Annotated in this window: 14 protein-coding genes, 1 tRNA gene and 1 other RNA gene; 4 read left to right on the top strand and 12 right to left on the bottom strand. The window is 64.4% G+C overall.

The genetic code is table 11. The features are described from left to right. The first annotated feature begins 90 nt into the window (after window positions 1-90). On the top strand, window positions 91-1,509 hold the full coding sequence (locus AAC645_RS00505; RefSeq protein WP_340313048.1) for a hypothetical protein: 1,419 nt from the start codon (window positions 91-93) through the stop codon (window positions 1,507-1,509). Between the two features lie 14 nt (window positions 1,510-1,523). After that, window positions 1,524-2,219 (top strand): monofunctional biosynthetic peptidoglycan transglycosylase, encoded by a 696-nt coding sequence (gene mtgA, locus AAC645_RS00500; RefSeq protein ID WP_340313046.1) that lies wholly within the window; start codon window positions 1,524-1,526, stop codon window positions 2,217-2,219. A gap of 43 nt (window positions 2,220-2,262) precedes the next feature. Here mtgA and AAC645_RS00495 read toward each other — a convergent pair whose 3' ends face one another. The 6 genes from AAC645_RS00495 to AAC645_RS00470 all read right to left on the bottom strand — a co-directional run bounded on the left by AAC645_RS00495 (window position 2,263) and on the right by AAC645_RS00470 (window position 6,896). Next, on the bottom strand, window positions 2,263-2,601 hold the full coding sequence (locus tag AAC645_RS00495; protein ID WP_340313045.1) for a YbaB/EbfC family nucleoid-associated protein: 339 nt from the start codon (window positions 2,599-2,601) through the stop codon (window positions 2,263-2,265). Next, complete coding sequence (locus tag AAC645_RS00490; RefSeq protein ID WP_340313044.1) at window positions 2,598-4,217, bottom strand: DNA polymerase III subunit gamma/tau; 1,620 nt, start codon at window positions 4,215-4,217, stop codon at window positions 2,598-2,600. Before AAC645_RS00490 ends, AAC645_RS00495 begins: the two co-directional genes overlap by 4 nt. Before the next feature lie 53 nt (window positions 4,218-4,270). Beyond that, an RNA gene (ffs, locus tag AAC645_RS00485) (signal recognition particle sRNA small type) lies at window positions 4,271-4,368 on the bottom strand. A 46-nt stretch (window positions 4,369-4,414) separates the two neighbouring features. After that, a complete protein-coding gene (locus AAC645_RS00480) occupies window positions 4,415-4,750 on the bottom strand; it encodes a 2Fe-2S iron-sulfur cluster-binding protein (protein ID WP_340313042.1) in 336 nt (111 codons plus the stop codon). Further along, window positions 4,747-5,841, bottom strand: a complete 1,095-nt coding sequence (locus AAC645_RS00475) for a cysteine desulfurase family protein (RefSeq protein ID WP_340313040.1) — start codon at window positions 5,839-5,841, stop codon at window positions 4,747-4,749. The genes AAC645_RS00480 and AAC645_RS00475 overlap by 4 nt, the downstream gene beginning before the upstream one ends. After that, on the bottom strand, window positions 5,838-6,896 hold the full coding sequence (locus AAC645_RS00470) for a cysteine desulfurase family protein (protein ID WP_340313039.1): 1,059 nt from the start codon (window positions 6,894-6,896) through the stop codon (window positions 5,838-5,840). The genes AAC645_RS00475 and AAC645_RS00470 overlap by 4 nt, the downstream gene beginning before the upstream one ends. A 108-nt stretch (window positions 6,897-7,004) precedes the next feature. On the opposite strand from AAC645_RS00470, the gene AAC645_RS00465 reads away from it, so the two are divergent. Then, window positions 7,005-7,652: an alpha/beta hydrolase gene (locus AAC645_RS00465; protein ID WP_340313037.1), complete on the top strand. Its 648-nt coding sequence runs from the start codon at window positions 7,005-7,007 to the stop codon at window positions 7,650-7,652. 65 nt (window positions 7,653-7,717) lie between these two features. Here AAC645_RS00465 and AAC645_RS00460 read toward each other — a convergent pair whose 3' ends face one another. From AAC645_RS00460 to aspS, 6 genes are all read right to left on the bottom strand, one after another. Next, window positions 7,718-9,181 (bottom strand): globin-coupled sensor protein, encoded by a 1,464-nt coding sequence (locus AAC645_RS00460; protein ID WP_340313036.1) that lies wholly within the window; start codon window positions 9,179-9,181, stop codon window positions 7,718-7,720. Window positions 9,182-9,301: 120 nt separating this feature from the next. Then, window positions 9,302-9,478, bottom strand: a complete 177-nt coding sequence (locus tag AAC645_RS00455; protein WP_340313035.1) for a hypothetical protein — start codon at window positions 9,476-9,478, stop codon at window positions 9,302-9,304. A gap of 214 nt (window positions 9,479-9,692) precedes the next feature. After that, window positions 9,693-9,767 (bottom strand) — tRNA-Val (locus tag AAC645_RS00450). 152 nt (window positions 9,768-9,919) lie between these two features. Beyond that, the gene (locus AAC645_RS00445) at window positions 9,920-10,192 is read right to left on the bottom strand and encodes an HU family DNA-binding protein (protein WP_340313033.1); all 273 of its coding nucleotides are present in this window, start codon (window positions 10,190-10,192) and stop codon (window positions 9,920-9,922) included. A gap of 145 nt (window positions 10,193-10,337) precedes the next feature. Continuing rightward, window positions 10,338-11,123, bottom strand: coding sequence for a polyphosphate kinase 2 family protein (locus AAC645_RS00440; protein WP_340313031.1), 786 nt, complete (start codon window positions 11,121-11,123; stop codon window positions 10,338-10,340). Window positions 11,124-11,402: 279 nt separating this feature from the next. After that, window positions 11,403-13,181, bottom strand: coding sequence for an aspartate--tRNA ligase (gene aspS, locus AAC645_RS00435; protein WP_340313030.1), 1,779 nt, complete (start codon window positions 13,179-13,181; stop codon window positions 11,403-11,405). 92 nt (window positions 13,182-13,273) lie between these two features. On the opposite strand from aspS, the gene rnd reads away from it, so the two are divergent. Then, the gene (rnd, locus tag AAC645_RS00430; RefSeq protein WP_340313029.1) at window positions 13,274-14,449 is read left to right on the top strand and encodes a ribonuclease D; all 1,176 of its coding nucleotides are present in this window, start codon (window positions 13,274-13,276) and stop codon (window positions 14,447-14,449) included. The last annotated feature ends 1 nt before the right edge of the window (window position 14,450 follow it).

The raw sequence follows: 14,450 nt of genomic DNA, 5'->3' as shown, positions 1-14,450 counted from the left end.
GTTACGATGCGCGACATGACGGGGGATGGGCAAGCGCGCCGGGGGACGCGGGCGGTTAGAAATATTGCGACGATCGCGCTCGCGATCGTCATGCTTACGCTTGTCTCCTCGGCGTTGCTGACCGGCCCGTCGCTCGATGACTATTGGACGATCTACCTGTCCGATCCCGCCCCCGGGCTTGCCCGCCTCGCCGAGCAACGCTGGGCGCAGGACATCAGGCCGCCGCTGTTCGATGGCTGGGCCAGTCTGTTGTCGACGGCCGGCTTCAGCTCGGTGCCGATCGCCCGGCTCGTGTCGAACCTGCCGGTGCTACTGCTGCTCGGCTACAGCGCCCGCCGCTTCGCGAAGCGGCTGCCCGACCAGGCCCCCTTCTACGCGATCTTCCTGCTTCTGATGCTGTCGGCACCCGCGACGATCAGCGCGTTCGGCATCTACCGCGGCGATTTCTGGCAGCTTGTCGCCTTTGCGATGCAGATCATATTGGCCCGGCACATTCTGTTCGCGCAGCAGGATTATAAGAGCCGGCGCGATGGCGCGATGGCTATGCTTGGCATCGTAGCGACCATCGCCGCCATCGTCCTCGACTATGGCGGCGCCCTGTTCGGCGGCGTGCTGGCGATGGCGACCATGCTTGCCGCGATCGCGCGCGGCCTGCGGCGCTGGTCGCGGATGCTACTGCTCGCCCTCATCCTGTCGATCGCCGCGGTCGTCTACATGATCTCGTGGCAGGCTCCGGTCTGGAAAGAACAGTTCGATCTCTACCAGAACTGGATCGAGATGGGCGAGAGATCCTCGACCGCCATCCTGATCGCGCTGATCGCGGGGACTATCCTCCACAACCCGGTCGCAATCGCTGGCGCCTGGCTGGGACGGCTGGGCTGGACCAAGGAAGATACCGCCTTCGTCATCCTGACCGGCGCTACGCTGGTCGCAGCCCTCGTCGCCATCAGCCAGATCGATGCCCAGCGTCGGCTGATCACCGCCAGCAACACTGCCGATATCGCCGTCCTCATCGCCGCTCTCATGGCAGGGGCCGGGGCGAAGATCGCCGACCGGCGATTGTGGATGACGATATTGGCAGGAGTGGCGGTGCTGTCGAGCCTCATCGGCCTGGCGGTCATCGGTATCGACGGCGGCTGGCAGGCCGGCGCGAAGAAGATTGCGCGGATCGTCGATAGTTGTCCCGGGACGACGGTTTACGCCGCGTCGGGCTGGCGCCTCGACGATGGCAGCCATTCGCGCGCCGCACAGCGAGAAGAGCCGGTGTTCGCGCTCGGCTATAAACGCCTTGGCAGCGCACACAGTTTTACGCCGATCCTCTTATCCCCAGGCGCACCACTTACGGCTGTCCCAGGCGCGTGCCCAACGCTGCTGTGGATCGAGCAGGTACCGCACAAGACGGTCAAACCCGTCCTCGCGTTGCAAGCAGCCGGCCTCAACGGACTTGAAGCTGCGCGTTTGAGTGTGATCCGCACCAGCACGGGACTTATCGTCCGCGCCGACCGCTGATATCTGCTGGCGCCATGACACGACAGACCTTCGCTCGCCGCGCCACGCGCTGGCTGTTCCGCGCACTCCTCATCTTCGTCATCGGTTCGATCGCCTGGGTAGGGCTCTATCGCTTCGTGCCGCCGCCGGTCACCGTCACGATGCTGTCAAATGCGATCGACGGACGCGGTATCGCCAAGGACTGGATGCCGCTGGATGAGATCGCGCCCGACATGGCGCGCGCCGCGATCGCCGCCGAGGACGGCAATTTCTGCAGCCATCACGGCTTCGATTTCAAAGCGATGCAGAACGCTCTCAAGAGCAATCTGCAGGGCGAGCGGCGGATCAGAGGCGGCTCCACGATCAGCCAGCAGACCGCCAAGAACGCGTTTCTGTGGCAGAATGGCGGCTATCTGCGCAAAGCGCTGGAGGCGTGGTTCACCCTGCTGATCGAGACGCTGTGGCCGAAGCAGCGGATCATGGAGGTCTATCTCAACGTCGCGGAAACCGGCCTCGGCACCTATGGCGCCAATGCCGGCGCGATGCGCTATTTCCATCATGACGCGTCGCGGCTGAGCCGCGCCGAAGCGGCACGCATCGCAGCGGTGCTGCCGCTTCCGAAGAAGCGCGAGGCAGTCGCGCCGAGCGGCTTCACCCGCCGCTACGGCAATATGATACAGCGCAGGCTCGGCCAAGTCCGCCGTTATGGGCTGGACAGTTGCCTGAAGTGACGGCGCGTTTTCGCAACAGGCGTGAAGCGCCTGCCTGCCGGCCTCAGCTGAACGGCAGCTTGAACCCTGCCGGCAGCGGCAGGCCCTGCGTCATCTTCTGCATCTCTGCATTCGACGCTGCGTCAGCCTTGGTGCGGCAGTCGTTGAGGGCCGCCGCGATCAGGTCTTCGAGCATCTGCTTTTCGGATGCGACCATCAGCGAATCGTCGATCGATACGCCTAAGATCCGGCCCTTGGCGGTAGCGCGAATCTTGACCAGCCCGCCGCCGGCCGCGCCTTCCACTTCCAGCTTGTCGAGGCCGGCCTGGGCCTCCTCCATCTGCGCCTGGATCGTCTGGGCCGCATTCTGTGCGGCGGCGATCATTTCCTCGAGACTTTTCATGATGCGAGACTCCGTGGTTGGGGCGCGCTGTAGCCGATCAGCTCGGCATCGGGGAAGGCCTCGCGAGCAGCCCTCACCAGCGCGGAATCGAGAATGGCCGCCCTCGCGGCATCCTCCTCTGCAAGTTCCCGGTCGCGCATCGACGGCGCACCGCCGTCGCGCACGGTGCCGATCGTCCAACGCTCACCGGTCAGATCCTTCAGCGCCGCGACCAGGTTGGTGAAGAACTCCGGCTTCAGCTTTTCGGTTTCAGCGACCAGCAACTCCGTACCGGCCAGCTTGGCTACCCGGGCATGATCGTGGAACTGCAGCGCGAGCAGCGCCGCCTTCGGCGCGAGCAGCGCATGCAGTTCTTCCGGCGTGGCCGGCAATACCGCAGGCGGGGGCGCCGCCGCCTGGACCGGCGCGGCCTGCCGTTCGGGCGCCGCCGGCATCGCAGGGGTTGCGCCGACAGTCAGTTCGCCGGCGGCGAGCTTGCGCGCAAGGTCACCCGGATCGGGAAGCTGGCTGGCGTGGACGACGCGCAGCAGCGCCATTTCCGCCGCCTCGATCGGCATGGCGGCCGTCTGAACCTCGCCATGGCCCTTCAGCAGCAGCTGCCAAAGCCGGTGCAACGTCGCGAAGCCAAGCTTCCCGGCCCATTCCGCATAGGCTTCACGCTCCTCGACAGACAGCGCTGGGTCCTCGGTGCCGGCGACCTTGGCACGGGTGACGCCGTGGCAGGTCTCGAGCAGGCCGTGCAGCATTGCCACCGGCTCGACCCCGAGTTCGTACTGGGCGCGAATGCCGGCGAGCACCGCTGCCGCGTCGCCCTTGAGCATCTCCCCGAACAACCGCCGGATAGCGCCTCTGTCGGACAGGCCCAGCATGTCCCGCACCTGCGCCGCCTCGACCTTGCCCGAGCCGTGCGCAATCGCCTGGTCGAGGATCGACAGCCCATCGCGCGCCGAGCCTTCGGCGGCGCGAGCGATCAGCGCGAGTGCCTCGGCCTCCGCCTCGACGCCTTCCGCCGCAACCACCGCCGCGAAGTGCGCGGCAAGCTTGTCGGCCGAGATCCGCCGCAGATCGAACCGCTGGCAGCGCGACAATACCGTGATCGGCACCTTGTTCACCTCGGTCGTAGCGAACAGGAACTTCACATGGGCGGGCGGCTCCTCGAGCGTCTTGAGCAACCCGTTGAAGGCCGGCTTCGACAGCATGTGGACTTCGTCGATGATGTATATCTTGTAGCGCGCCGAGACCGAGGAATAGCGCACCGCCTCGATGATCTCGCGCACATCGTCGATGCCGGTGTGGCTGGCAGCATCCATCTCGACCACGTCGATATGCCGTCCCTCCGCAATGGCAACACATGGCTCGCAGACACCGCAGGGATCGATGGTCGGGCCGCCCTGCCCGTCCGTGCCTATGCAGTTGAGCGCCTTGGCGATGAGCCGCGCAGTCGAGGTCTTGCCGACGCCGCGCACGCCGGTGAGCAGGAACGCATGTGCCAGCCGCTCCCGGCGGATCGCATTGCCGAGCGTCGTCACCATGGCATCCTGGCCGATCAGCTCACCGAAATTCTGCGGCCGATATTTGCGCGCGAGGACGCGATAAGGTTGCTGGGATTCGGACATGGCGGAAGCTTACCCAGTCACCACAAGGTTGTCGTTTCAATTTTATCGTGATTCTAGGTGGGAGCCGGAACGACCCGATACGAAATCGTTGCGGCTGCTTCCTTCCGGACCTGACCGGGTTGGCGACGGCATCGTCCGCCCGACTCCCGCCGCGCATATGGGCGAAGCGCGCCGCCGATGCAAGCCGCTGGCCGGCCTCAGCGCCCCTGCATGTTCCGCGACGCGCCCGGCATGCGGACCGTCAGGCTGTCGAGCCCCTCGTCCAGATGGATCTGGCAGGCGAGACGCGATGTTCGTGTGACGTGGCTGGCCAGATCGAGCAAGTCCTCCTCCATCTCCGATGCGCGCGGTAGTTTGGAAAAATCGGCTGCGTCGATGATGACATGACAAGTCGAGCAGGCCATCTGGCCTTCGCACGTGCCTTCGAGCGGCTGGCCATCCGCCTGCGCCACCTCGAGCAGCCGCTTGCCCGGTGCTCCATCGACTTCGCGACGACCCTCGCCGTCGGCGGATATGAAGGTGACCCTGGTCATACCGCCCACATGAGCTGCCTCTCGGTGGCGTCGACCAGTAAACTGGTCGCCCGCTCGATCTCCTGCTCGGTAGTATAGCGGCCGAAGCCGAAGCGGATGCTCGATCGCGCCTCCGCATCTGAAAGGCCGATTGCCTTGAGGACATGGCTGGGGCGACCGGATCCGCTTGCACAGGCCGATCCGGCCGAGAAGGCGAGTTCGCGGACGTTGGAGATCAGCCGCGCCGCGTCGACCCCATCGGCGCGCAGGTTGAGATTCCCATGATAGCGATGCGCGAAGGAGCCGTTGATCGTCCACTCGGGTCCGAGCCGGCTGGTCGCGATCCGCCAGAGCCGATCGAGGTGCGCCTTATCCTCTTCCTGCCGATCCTGCATCAGCGCCGCCGCCGCGCCGAACCCGGCGCATAGCATCGGCGCCAACGTGCCCGAGCGGCCGATGGCCTCCTGCCCGCCGCCGTGCAGCAGCGGCTCGATACGAACGCCGTCGCGGATCCACAGCGCGCCTATTCCCTTGGGTCCGTGGATCTTGTGCGCGGCGAGGGCAACCATGTCGCAATTGTCGGGAATATCGACACGGCCATAGCCTTGTACGGCGTCGCACAGGAACAGCGCACCCGCCGCACGCGCCAGATCGGCGATTTCCGAAACAGGCTGGATCACGCCAATCTCATTGTTCACGAGCATCGCCGCGACCAGACCGGTACCCGGCGCTATCGCGGCGCGGACGTCATCCAGGTCGACAATGCCATCCGGTCCGACCGGTAAGATCCGGACCTCGCGCCCCCGCCGGGCTTCGGCGCGCACGCTGTCGAGGACCGCGGCATGTTCGGTGGCAAGCGTCACGATCGGTCCGCTGCTGCCCTTGATCGCCCAGTTCAGGGCCTCGGTCGCGCTGCCGGTAAAACCGATCTGTCCGCCGGGGGGGCAAAGCGACTCGACCTGCTCGCGCGCCACCTCCACGGCCGCCGCAGCCTCGCGCCCCATGCGGTGCGGCGAGTGTGGGTTGCCGAACTTGTCATCGAGAAACGGCAGCATCGACTTTCGCACTTCCGGTGCCAGCGGAGTCGTCGCTTGATAATCGAGATAGATCATGCCGCTCTCCTATGTGCCGATGTTTCGATCGCCTTCCATTCGGCGACCACCCGGTCGATATCGGACTCGATAGTATCCGGTCCGAAGCTGATCCGCACCACCTCGCGTGCCGCCGCTTCGTCCCAGCCCATGGCGGCGAGGACGTGGCTCGGCTTGAGGCTTCCGGACGAACAGGCGCTGCCCGCGGACACCGCGATCCCGGCAAGATCGAACCGAATCAGCTGGGCCGTCGCAGCGACACCCGGCATGCGGTAGCTGGCGATGGTCGGCAACCGCTCGGCGCCGTCGGCGACGACGATGCCGCCCGCCTCGCGGATCGCCGCATCGAGCCGGGCGCGCAGAATGCGCGCTCGATCGAGCCACCCGGTACCAGCCTCCAGCGCCGCTGCGAAACCCAATATGGCCGGGAGATTTTCTGTCCCGCCGCGATAGCCCTGCTCCTGGCCGCCGCAGGCCGCCAGCGTCGCAAGGTCGCGAACGAGCAGCACACCGATGCCGGGCGGACCACCAAGCTTGTGCGCCGACACTGCGATGAAATCGGCATCGGGCAGCGGCATCTTGCCGGCGCTCTGCGCGCAATCGGCCAGCAGCAACCCTCCGGCCGCGCGAGCCGCCTCCACATGCTCGCGAAGCGGCTGGATAACCCCGGTCTCGTTGTTGACCGCCTGGACTGCAACCAGCGGCATGTCAGGAAGCGGCATGGAGGCATCGACGGTCCCGGTATCCGAGGCCGGTATCTGTAGGGCATCGCCGGCGGCCCTCCGCACGGCATCATGCTCGACCGCGGAAATTATCCGTGCGCCCGCCTTGGCCCGGCGCAGGACGATCTCGATCGCCTCGGTCGCGCCGCTGGTGAAAATGATGGGGCCGTGGAAATCGAGCGCACGGCCGATCCGCGCCCGAGCATCCTCCAGCGCCGCCCGCGCCCCACGGCCTTCGGCATGCGGCGAAGACGGATTCGCCCAGCGCTCCAGGCCGTCCACCATCGCAAGCCGCGCGGCCGGCAGAAGCGGCGTGGTCGCAGCATGGTCGAGGTAGAGGCGGGGCGTTGCCAAGGCGCTATGCTCCATTTGATTGCGCGCGGTGCGCCCCTCCTTATATAGGCGTTCGATCGAACGCGCACCATCCGCGCAGTCCGCCCAAGCCTGTCCTGAAGGATATCGATGCCCGAAGTCATTTTCCCCGGTCCCGAAGGCCGCCTCGAAGGCCGCTTCAACCCCGGACCGCGTCCGCGCGCACCTGTGGCGATGATCCTTCACCCGCACCCGCAGGGCGGCGGCACGATGAACAATCGGATCGTGCAGGCGCTATACCAGACGTTCGTCCGCCGGGGCTTCGCGACCCTGCGGTTCAACTTCCGCGGCGTCGGCAAGAGTCAGGGCGTATTCGACAACGGCATCGGCGAGTTGTCCGATGCGGCGTCCGCGCTTGACTGGGTGCAGTCGATCCATCCGGAAGCGCAGACCACCTGGATAGCCGGCTTCAGCTTCGGCGCCTGGATTGGCATGCAACTGCTGATGCGCAGGCCTGAGATCAAGGGCTTCATCTCGATCGCGCCGCCGGCGAATATGTACGACTTCACCTTCCTGGCGCCGTGCCCCTCGTCGGGCATCATCATCCAGGGTGATGCCGACGAAGTCGTCACCCCGGGTGCTGTGCAGAAGCTGGTCGACAAGCTCCGGACGCAGCGCCACATCACGATCCATCATGACGTGATCCCCGGCGCGAACCATTTTTTCGCCGATGAGATGCCGCAGCTGATGAAGTCGGTAGACGATTATCTCGACATGCGGCTGTCAGGGGATCGCTAGATCCTGAGAGGTTCAGGCTGCCCGGCCTGAACCCTCAATGTTTGAATCTCATGCGAGAGCCGGATTCACGCAGCGGCTCTCCATGATCGGCCGGTGCTCGCCTTGGGTGCGGCAACTTGCCGACCCTCATCGAGCGAGAAGTGCCCGACCAGTTCGACCAGCCGATTCGCTTCGGAGGAAAGGCTACGGGCGGCGCCGGTGGCTTCTTCTATCGCCGCGGCATTCTGCTGGATTGCCCGGTCGATCGATCCGACCGCGACGTTGACCTCGCTTATGCCGGTCGCCTGCCCCTGCGACGTCGAGGCGATGCCGGACACAAGCGTGCTGATTTCCTGGATACGGCCAGCAATGCGCTGAAGCATCTCTCCGGTTTCGCCCACAAGCTGCACGCCGGCACCCACCTGAGCCGAACTCGCCGTGATCAGAGACTTGATGTTCCGGGCCGCATCGGCCGACCGCTGCGCCAGCGCCCGCACCTCGTTGGCTACCACCGCGAAGCCTCTGCCGGCGTCGCCCGCTCGAGCCGCCTCAACGCCTGCATTCAACGCCAACAGATTGGTCTGGAAGGAGATCCCGTCGATAAGACCGACGATCTGCGATATCTCGGCCGAGGATTTTTCAACATTGGCCATCGTCTCGATCGCGGACCTGACCACGGCCTCCCCGCCCTCGGCGTCCTTCCTGGCACCATCGACCGATGCGCGCACGGCTGCCGCATCCTTCGCCGTATCGCGCAACGCACCGGTGATATGCTCGATGGCTGCTGCTGCCTCCTCGATGCCACCGGCCTGCTGCTGGGTGCGCTGCGCAAGATGGTTCGACGCTTCGGCAATTTCGAACGAACCGGTGCGGATCAGCGAGGCTGCTTCAGACACTTCCAGCAACGTAGCGCGCATATTGCCGCGCATCGCCTCATAATCCTGTTCGATTTTCCTATAGTCGGGGCCGAGCCCGGCGACCGGCGTCGCCACATCCCCGGCTGCCAACCCACCAAGCGCGGTACCGAGCCGGGAGATAGCCTCGTTGCGTCCCCGATTCGCCGCTTCCAGATAGGTGGAAATGGCGATCTGCATGTCGAACAGGGCGTATTTTACGAGAGTGCCGATCGCTCGCGACAGCGCCTTGCCGCTCAGGCGGCGGCGCGCCGATTGCGCCATCATGCCCTGGATGACGCCGTCGATCATCAGAGCGTAGCCGCCGATATACCAGACGGGGTCCAGACCGATGCGCGCGTGGACATCGCCGATACGCTCCGCGCTCGTGACAAACGCGTCGTCGATGCCGGTCGAGAATAGACGAGACCAGTGCTCGACCTGCTTGTTGCGGGCATGGCGGACATTATCAGGCCCGCCGAACAAAGCCGAAAGGTGCGGATCCCGAGCAATTTTCGCATATAGCGTATCGAGCGCGTCGGCTGCATGCTGCTGGATGCCGTCCAGGATCAGCGGCATGGAAGCCGCGGGGCCAAAACCGAGATCAAAGAAAGAGAGTTGCTGCGAAATATCGATCTTGGCGGATGGGGTGTCCATGTCATCTCCTATTTCGAGATGCTTTAGGGAAGTTCAGTTAATCGATCCTGAAATAGGTAATAGCCCTAGGGTAACATCAGTTGCGCCAGCATGGCGCCGATCCAGAATAGCTGCCCTGGATCAGCTGGGCGGTAGCACCCAGATGGCGACATTGACGAACATCACGATGGCAGCACCGAGCATCAGAAGCGCGCGTCGGCGGTCACGGCCTTTGACAAGCAACCAGATTCCGCCTGCCGCAAGCAAAATGCCTGCCAGCATGAGAAGCGACAAAATCAGTCCCGCCGGCCCTGTCATTGCGATGTCTCCCAATTGGGTTGCAGGCCATCCTGCGCCAAGTGATTTTTTGCAACTTGGTGTGCTGCGGCCCGCTCGGCGGGAGCGCGCCGAGCCTCCTCATGCCGAGGCCAATCGGCGGCCCGTGCCGAGCCTCGTGCGCGGCGGCGAGGTCAACTGCGCCATCCCACACTGCGCAGCTCCGAAAAAAAACTGGGTTTTTCGAGTTTCAGAGTGGTGGGCGCAGCAGGGTTTGAACCTGCGACCCCTGCGGTGTGAACACAGTGCTCTACCACTGAGCTATGCGCCCACTCTGACCGCGACGCGAGCAAACTCGCGTGCGGGCTGAGCGGATAGGGCGGGATTTTCCTGCTGTCCAGCCCAAAAAGAAGGCCGCGCGCCTAGCGGTACAACGGCCTCCCCCCTATCGCCTCGCCGTGCGGCGAGGCGTCCTCTGATCGATCAGTTGACCGCGTCCTTCAGGCCCTTGCCCGGCTTGAACTTGGGCTGGCTCGACGCATCGATGTTCATCGGTTCACCGGTCCGCGGGTTGCGGCCGGTAGACGCTTTGCGCTTGCTTACCGAAAAGGTACCGAAGCCGACAAGGCGCACTTCGTCACCACTTTTTAGCTGAGACGTGATGGAATCGAACACCGCTTCGACCGCCTTCGACGCATCATTCTTGGTCATGCCGGTCGTTTCGGCCACAGTGCCGATAAGCTCCTGTTTATTCATGCTTCATCCCCTAATCACTTATTTGGCTACCCGCGGCACAACCGACGTTACCAGTCGCCGCGGCCGGCGTTGTGGCCGCAGCGGCGATGCTGCAACAATGATGCAATATCCGCAAGAGCCGACAAGAGCGCTTTTAGCGCTGAATTCATGCTTTTTCGGGGTGATCGAGTTGTGCTTTCGCGTAGCGCTCGAAGTGTGGGTCGAGTTCGGGAGGGTCGACGGGCACGACCCGCTCCAGCATGTCGGCGATATGGGTCAGGGCCGCGATCCGCGCCGCCTTCTTGTTGTTGGCATCGATAATGGCCCAGGGCGCCCAGCGCGTATCGGTTTCGCGGAACATGTCCTGGATGGCGTCGATATAGTCCGCCCTCCGCGCGCGGTTGCGAAAATCCTCGGGTGTGACCTTCCAGCGTTTCCACGGATGGTCGAGCCGGTCGGCGAGCCGCTTGTCCTGCTCTTCCTGGGTGACGTGGAGGAACAGCTTGACGATGGTGACGCCGTCGGTCTGCTGCTGCGCCTCGAATTCGTTGATTTCATCATAGGCGCGTCGCCATTGGCGCTCGGTCGCATAATGCTCGACCCGTTCGACCAGCACACGACCATACCAGCTGCGGTCGAAGATAGCGATGCGGCCCTTGCCCGGGATTTTCTGCCAGAATCGCCACAGGAAATGCCGCCCGCTCTCCTCTTCGGTCGGCGCGCCGGTTGGCCACACATGGAAGTGGCGCGGATCCCAGCCCATCGTCAGCCGCTGGATCGCGCCGCCCTTGCCGGCCGCATCCCAGCCTTCGAACATGATAATGCTGCGGATGTTGCACACCAAGTGCGCCACCTGAAGGCGCGACAGCCGCTTCTGCACCTGGGCAAGCGCAGCGTCGTAATCCCCTGCGAACGCTTCGCCCCGCTCATAGTCCGCCAGATCGATGGCCAACGCGGTGATACTCCCTGCCTCGAACCATTGCTGCATAGTCGCACGGCAACGGCACATTAAGCGCGAGAGATGCTTAATAGTTTCGCAAGCGTCCTGCTATGGGACATTTTGAGTGAGCCCTCAAACGCCGGCGGCCAGCATCCGCTGGCCTTGGCTTCCTCCCCCGGATCAAGTCCGGGGTCGGACGCGCTTACGCGCTTGCCTCTTCGAAACTGCAACAGCTCGGACCATGATCCCGGCATAGGGACACGCCGGTGCCCCGAAGGCCAAAGACCAGCCTCAGCCCTTCTGCTGCTCTACGATCCGGATGTTCAGCTCGCGGAGCTGCTTCAGGCTGACCGGCGATGGCGCGCCCATCATCAGGTCCTCGGCCTTCTGGTTCATCGGGAACAGCACGACCTCACGGATATTCGGCTCGTCAGCTAGCAGCATGACGATGCGATCGATGCCCGGCGCCGAACCGCCGTGCGGCGGGGCGCCATATTTGAACGCATTGATCATGCCCGAGAAATTCTCGTCGACCTGCTCCGCGGTGTAACCGGCGATCTCGAACGCCTTGTACATCACATCGAGCTTGTGGTTCCGGATGGCGCCAGAGGACAGCTCCACGCCATTGCAGACGATGTCATATTGATAGGCGAGGATGTCGAGCGGATCCATTGTCTCCAGCGCGTCCATCTCGCCCTGCGGCATCGAGAAGGGATTGTGGCTGAAGTCGACCTTCTTGGCGTCTTCGTCATATTCGTACATCGGGAAATCGACGACCCAGCAGAATTTGAACACGCCCTGCTCGATCAGGCCCAGTTCCTCACCGACTCGGGTGCGCGCCGCACCGGCGAGCTTCGCGGTCGCGAGCTCCTTGCCGGCAGCAAAGAACACGCCGTCGTCGGGGCCCAGACCAAGCGCGGCGATCAACTTCGCGGTCGCCTCCTCGCCATGGTTCTTGGCGATCGGGCCGCCCGGCTCGCCGGACTTGATGTTGATGTAGCCCAGGCCGGCATGGCCCTGCGACCGCGCCCAATCATTCATGTCGTCGAAGAATTTGCGGCTCTTCGCACCGGCCCCCGGCGCGGGGATCGCGCGGACCACGCCGCCGCCCTCGACGATGCGGGCGAACAGCCCAAAGCCCGAGCCCACAAAATGCTCGGTGACGTCGGTGATCTCCAGCGGGTTGCGGAGGTCGGGCTTGTCCGAGCCATAACGCAGCATCGCGTCGCGATAGGCGATCCGCGGGAATGGCGCGGGGGTGACGGCGCGGCCGCGGGAAAATTCCTCGAACACACCATGCAGCACCGGTTCGATCGCCGCGAACACATCTTCCTGGGTGACGAAGCTCATCTCGAAATCGAGCTGATAGAATTCACCGGGCGAACGGTCGGCGCGGGCATCCTCGTCGCGGAAGCAGGGGGCGATCTGAAAATAGCGGTCGAAGCCGGCGACCATCAACAGCTGCTTGAACATCTGCGGCGCCTGCGGAAGCGCGTAGAATTTACCCGGATGCACGCGGCTGGGTACCAAATAGTCGCGCGCGCCCTCGGGGCTCGATGCGGTCAGGATCGGGGTCTGATATTCGGTGAAGCCCTGCCCGATCATACGCTGGCGGATCGAGGCGATCACATTCGAGCGCAGCACGATGTTCGCATGAATCCGGTCGCGGCGAAGATCGAGGAAACGGTAGCGCAGGCGGATATCCTCGGGATAATCGGCCTCGCCCGCCACCGGCATCGGCAGCTCCTGCGCCGCCGACTGGACAGACACTTCACGCGCGCGCACCTCGATGTCGCCGGTCGACAGGTTGGTGTTTGCCGCCTCCGCCGAACGCGCCACCACGTCGCCAGTGATCGTCACCACCGATTCCACCCGAAGCCGCTCGAGCTGTTTGAAGGCGTCGGACTCGATGTCGGTGACGATCTGGGTCAGGCCATGGTGATCGCGCAGATCGACGAACAGCAGATTGCCATGATCGCGCTTGCGATGCACCCAGCCCGACAGGCGGACCTGCGATCCGACGTCCTGGGCGCGGAGCTGGCCGCAATGGTGGGTGCGATAGGCATGCATCTATGTTCGACTTTCAGGTGAATTTGCGAGCGGTGCGCTTCGCGCGGGCGCGCAGTGCTTGTCAAGCGTTGTAACCCAGCTATGCACGTCCGATGCATATTCACCCCTTAATTACAGACAGTGCGACGCTCGCCAATCTGTGTACCCGCCTGTCCAACTCGGCGTTCGTCACCGTCGACACCGAATTCATGCGCGAAAGCACCTACTGGCCGGATCTGTGCCTGATCCAGATCGCGAATACCGAGGAGGCCGCCGCGGTCGACCCCAAGGCGAAGGACATCGACCTCAAGCCGTTGCTCGACCTGATGGTCGAGAATGACGAGGTGCTGAAAGTCTTCCATGCCGGCGGCCAGGATCTCGAAATCGTGCACAATCTCACCGGCAAGACCCCCTATCCGCTGTTCGACACCCAGGTGGCGGCGATGGCCATGGGGCTCGGCGAGCAGATCGGTTATTCGAACCTGGTCGAGACGATGCTCGGCATCAAGCTCGACAAGGGCGCGCGCTTCACCGACTGGGGCCGCCGCCCGCTCGACAAACGCCAGATCGACTATGCGATCGGCGACGTCACCCACCTCGCCGAACTTTTCCCGCGCATGCTCGAAAAGCTGCGCAAGACCGGGCGTGGCGGCTGGCTTGATGTCGAGATGGAACGGCTCGGCGATCCGGCGAGCTATGCGAACCTTCCCGAACTCGCCTGGACCCGCATCCGCCTCCCCAGCCGCAAGCCCGAGGTGCTCGGACGCCTCAAGGCAATTGCCGCCTGGCGCGAGCGCGAGGCTCGCTCCAAGAATTTGCCGCGCGGGCGCATCGCCAAGGACGAGACGATTGCCGACATCGCATCGCACCCGCCGCGCGAGCAGGCCGATCTCGCGAAGGTGCGCGGACTTTCTCCGAACTGGGCGCAGAATGATATCGGCGCGCGGCTGATGCAGGCGATTGCCGATGCCCAACCAATGAGCGAGGCCGAGATGCCGCCGCGCGAGGACCGCAAGCCCGGCCTAGGCAAGGAGGGCGCGCTGGTCGCCGATCTGCTCAAGCTGCTGCTCAAGGTCCGTTCGCGCGATGCCGACGTCGCCCCACGCCTGATCGCCCGCGCCGACGATCTCGAACTGCTCGCCGCCGGTGTTCGCGACCTGCCGATGCTGAAGGGTTGGCGCCACGAGATCTTCGGCAAGGATGCGCTGGCGCTGGTCGAGGGCCGGCTCGCGTTCAGCGTCCGCAATGGCAAGATGGTAATGTCCGCACTCGACAACGGCGAAGGCTGAA

This window comes from Rhizorhabdus argentea (genome assembly GCF_037861105.1).
GTDB lineage: Bacteria > Pseudomonadota > Alphaproteobacteria > Sphingomonadales > Sphingomonadaceae > Rhizorhabdus > Rhizorhabdus argentea.
The sequence above is the reverse complement of the archived record's forward strand: the minus strand, read 5'-3'. Positions and strand labels throughout refer to the sequence as shown.

Bases quoted from the DNA above. Each gene is read 5' to 3' on its own strand.
- AAC645_RS00480 (WP_340313042.1), bottom strand. From the start codon at position 4,750: ATGACCAGGGTCACCTTCATATCCGCCGACGGCGAGGGTCGTCGCGAA.
- AAC645_RS00460 (WP_340313036.1), bottom strand. From the start codon at position 9,181: ATGGACACCCCATCCGCCAAGATCGATATTTCGCAGCAACTCTCTTTC.
- rnd (WP_340313029.1), top strand. From the start codon at position 13,274: ATGCATATTCACCCCTTAATTACAGACAGTGCGACGCTCGCCAATCTG.
- AAC645_RS00465 (WP_340313037.1), top strand. From the start codon at position 7,005: ATGCCCGAAGTCATTTTCCCCGGTCCCGAAGGCCGCCTCGAAGGCCGC.
- aspS (WP_340313030.1), bottom strand. From the start codon at position 13,181: ATGCATGCCTATCGCACCCACCATTGCGGCCAGCTCCGCGCCCAGGAC.
- AAC645_RS00475 (WP_340313040.1), bottom strand. From the start codon at position 5,841: ATGATCTATCTCGATTATCAAGCGACGACTCCGCTGGCACCGGAAGTG.
- mtgA (WP_340313046.1), top strand. From the start codon at position 1,524: ATGACACGACAGACCTTCGCTCGCCGCGCCACGCGCTGGCTGTTCCGC.
- AAC645_RS00455 (WP_340313035.1), bottom strand. From the start codon at position 9,478: ATGACAGGGCCGGCGGGACTGATTTTGTCGCTTCTCATGCTGGCAGGC.
- AAC645_RS00495 (WP_340313045.1), bottom strand. From the start codon at position 2,601: ATGAAAAGTCTCGAGGAAATGATCGCCGCCGCACAGAATGCGGCCCAG.
- AAC645_RS00505 (WP_340313048.1), top strand. From the start codon at position 91: ATGCTTACGCTTGTCTCCTCGGCGTTGCTGACCGGCCCGTCGCTCGAT.
- AAC645_RS00445 (WP_340313033.1), bottom strand. From the start codon at position 10,192: ATGAATAAACAGGAGCTTATCGGCACTGTGGCCGAAACGACCGGCATG.
- AAC645_RS00490 (WP_340313044.1), bottom strand. From the start codon at position 4,217: ATGTCCGAATCCCAGCAACCTTATCGCGTCCTCGCGCGCAAATATCGG.